Source organism: Frankia gtarii (assembly GCF_025403375.1).
GTDB classification, from domain to species: Bacteria; Actinomycetota; Actinomycetes; order Frankiales; family Frankiaceae; genus Frankia; species Frankia gtarii.
The window spans coordinates 1-2,822 of sequence record NZ_JAMPTM010000454.1 but is presented as its reverse complement, the minus strand read 5'-3'; the positions used below and the strand labels follow the sequence as shown (position 1 = coordinate 2,822).

General features: G+C 70.8%; 2 protein-coding genes. One reads left to right on the top strand and one right to left on the bottom strand.

From position 1 onward, the window contains the following. The coding region (locus NBZ83_RS31295) for an AfsR/SARP family transcriptional regulator (RefSeq protein WP_264764111.1) at positions 1-964 on the top strand (964 nt) is incomplete at its 5' end. Here NBZ83_RS31295 and NBZ83_RS31290 read toward each other — a convergent pair. Then, positions 956-1,405, bottom strand: a complete 450-nt coding sequence (locus tag NBZ83_RS31290; protein WP_256790447.1) for a winged helix-turn-helix transcriptional regulator — start codon at positions 1,403-1,405, stop codon at positions 956-958. The two genes, NBZ83_RS31295 and NBZ83_RS31290, sit on opposite strands and share 9 nt — an antisense overlap. Positions 1,406-2,822: the final 1,417 nt, after the last annotated feature.

The window sequence follows — 2,822 nt, the reverse complement described above, 5'->3', positions numbered from 1 at the left end:
CGATAACCCCTCGCCCGCGGCGCCGCCTCCCAACGGCCGGCCCCAACCAGACACGCCACCGGACCCCGACGAGCCGCAGCCGCCCGGCGGTGAGGGAGCAGGCCCCACCGAGCCCGCTGACGCGGCAGCACCGCCACCAGCCGCCGCGAGCGCGCCACAGGGACTACAACGCCCCCCACAGGCGGCCACGCCGCTGCTGCTCACCCTGTTCGGCCGGCTACAACTGCTCTACCGGGCGGCACCGGACGGCGACCACCAGGCCGTGACCGGTATCGGGGGTCCGGGCAGGGAGATCCTGGCCTACCTCGCCGCCCATCCCGACGGCGCGCGGCGCCGCGTCATCATCGACGCGGTCTGGCCCGAGGACGGCAAGTCCCTGCGGCTGCGGGACAACCGGTTCTACGCCGCGATCAGCCAGCTACGCCGCACCCTTGTCGCCGCCACCGGCGGGGCGATCGACGACGTGTTCGACCACGACGACCGACGCTGGCGGCTGCGCCGCGACCTGTTCACGGTCGACCTCTGGCAGGTTGACGAGGCGCTCGACGCGCGGCGGCGCGCGACGACCACCGCCGACGAGCTCGCCGCGATCCTCCCGCTGGCCGCCACCTACACCGGCCACCTCTCCGACGACATCGCCGGCGCCTGGGCCGAAACCCACCGCGAGAACCTTCGCCGCCAGATCTCCGACGCGCTCGTCAGCATCACCGCCACCGTCGGCGAGGACAACCCGCAGCGCCTGGAGCTCCTGGAAACGCTGCGCCGCCTCGACCCCTACAACGAACAGCTCTACGTCCAGATCGCCGCCACCCAGGCCCGCCTCGGCCAGCACGACGCCATCGCGTCCACCTACCGCCATCTGGTCGCGGCCCTCGCCGAGGTCGGCGAGCGGCCCACATCCAACACCGATCGCGTCTTCCAGGCCGTGATGCGGCCCGGTCCGCCCGGCGCGCGTTCAGCCTGACCGCGGCCGACGGTTTCCGCCGCTGTTCTTGCGGCGTCGCCTTTCGGCCCACGCCCGCCGGTCCTCGTCCAGCAGATCCTCATGCGCCGCCGCCCACTGCGCCATCGGCGCCACCAGATCCGCCAGCTCCTTCGCCGCCGGGGTCAGCCAGTAGACCGTCCCGAACGGGAACGCACGCTCCCGCGCACGCTCGACCAGCCCCCGGCGCTGCATCCACCGCAACGTCCGCGTCAACACGGCCTCCTGGATCAGCGGCTGCGGCCAGCGCCGACCCCGGGGAACCTCGTAGCTGCGCAGCGTGCGCAACAAGCCCGTATACGGCAGCGGACCGCCCGACAGCGCGACCAGGACGTCCGGCAGCCAGCTAGGGCTCAGCGTGCGTCGCAGATCGTGCAACAGAATGCGCCGATCAGGACCAGGCAGGTCCTCAGTCCTTGTCACACCCACTCCCATGGGAAGATCCGCAGACCCACCGGGCCCGGTCGACCGTTCCGCCGTGCAGCGCGACTGCCTCGCCGCTCCCGACGCCCCCGTAGCCTCTCCGCGTGGCAGGCATCTCACCCAAGGCTGCACTATTTGACCGTAAGGCGACAATCCGATATGGCGACCGTCACCAGCGCCGCACGTCGCCGAGACACGAGCCGAAGCACGCCGCCGCAACCCGGCTAGCTGCAACAACGCCGAAGCCCCGCCGGCAAGACCCCCCAACCCGTCCGACCCGAGCGGGCCGACATGATGCCCATCACGTCACGCGATCCTGTAGGCCCGCCCCGCTCACCGGCCACCACCGCCTGCTGCTCTGCGCCGACGACGTCTCCTCGGCCGAGCTCAGCTCCCGCGTTCCGGCCCAGAAGATCCTTCCCGGCGTCACCTGGCGGGGGGACGCGCGCTACGACGTCGACCCGTTCCGGGCGCTTATCGACTCCACCTCCGCGCGCAGATTGCTTGGCTGGGCCCCGCGCCACCGGTGGCGCGGCCCCACTGCCCGCCCGGCCTGACCGCCGCGCCGCACCCGCGCGCGGGCGTTCTCCACGCGGGTCGACGGACCGTCAGCCGCGCCCACCAGGGCCAAACGACCGGGCATTGCACTGGTCTTCGCCCGAGGATTCTCAACCCCAGTCATCGCCCTCTTGGCGCTTTCCGGACTGGCCAACCATCCCGACTGTTGGCCATCTACTGGCCGACCATCACGGCGAGTGGCCACCTGCCCTGTAGGGATCGAGCGGGGGTGGCGAGTTCGTGCTGGCAGTTCGCCGTTATTGGCGAGCGCCGCCGTGCGGTCCACCGAGGCTGTTGGCGAACGCTGGCACCGCCAGCAGGCTGCACAGCGAGCGACCGCAAGGCCCTGACCAGGGACTCGCCAAGTAGGCCGGGTCGCTCGCCATCGACTCGCCAACTACGACTGCGACTCGCCAGGCAATCCGATCCCTACACCCCCTACCTCTAAATGAGCAGCCGGTCCTGGGGATTCGCGTCTATCTGAGCAGCGCTCCAGGGGCTGCTGCCGGGATAGTTGAGCAGTGCAGCGCCGGTTGCGGCGGTGCCCAGCGAGCTGCCAGCGAGGCGTTCGCCCTGGTCAGCCGCCCTGCTCAAGTAGACCTGGCCACAGCTGCTCATGCGGTGCTCATTTCCCGTGGCCGCTGCTCATCTACAAGTGATCCCTACACCCCCTGTAGGGATCGCGCGAAGATGGCCACTCCGAGCTGGCAGGTCACGGTAGTTGGCCAGCGCTGGCGGTGCCAGCGCGATGCACAGCGGGTCCCTGACCAGCGCTTTGGCCAAGTAGATCGCGCTCTGGCCACGCAGTGGCCAAGTGGCCCGGCGAGTGGCCACGTAGATCCGATCCCTACACCCCCGC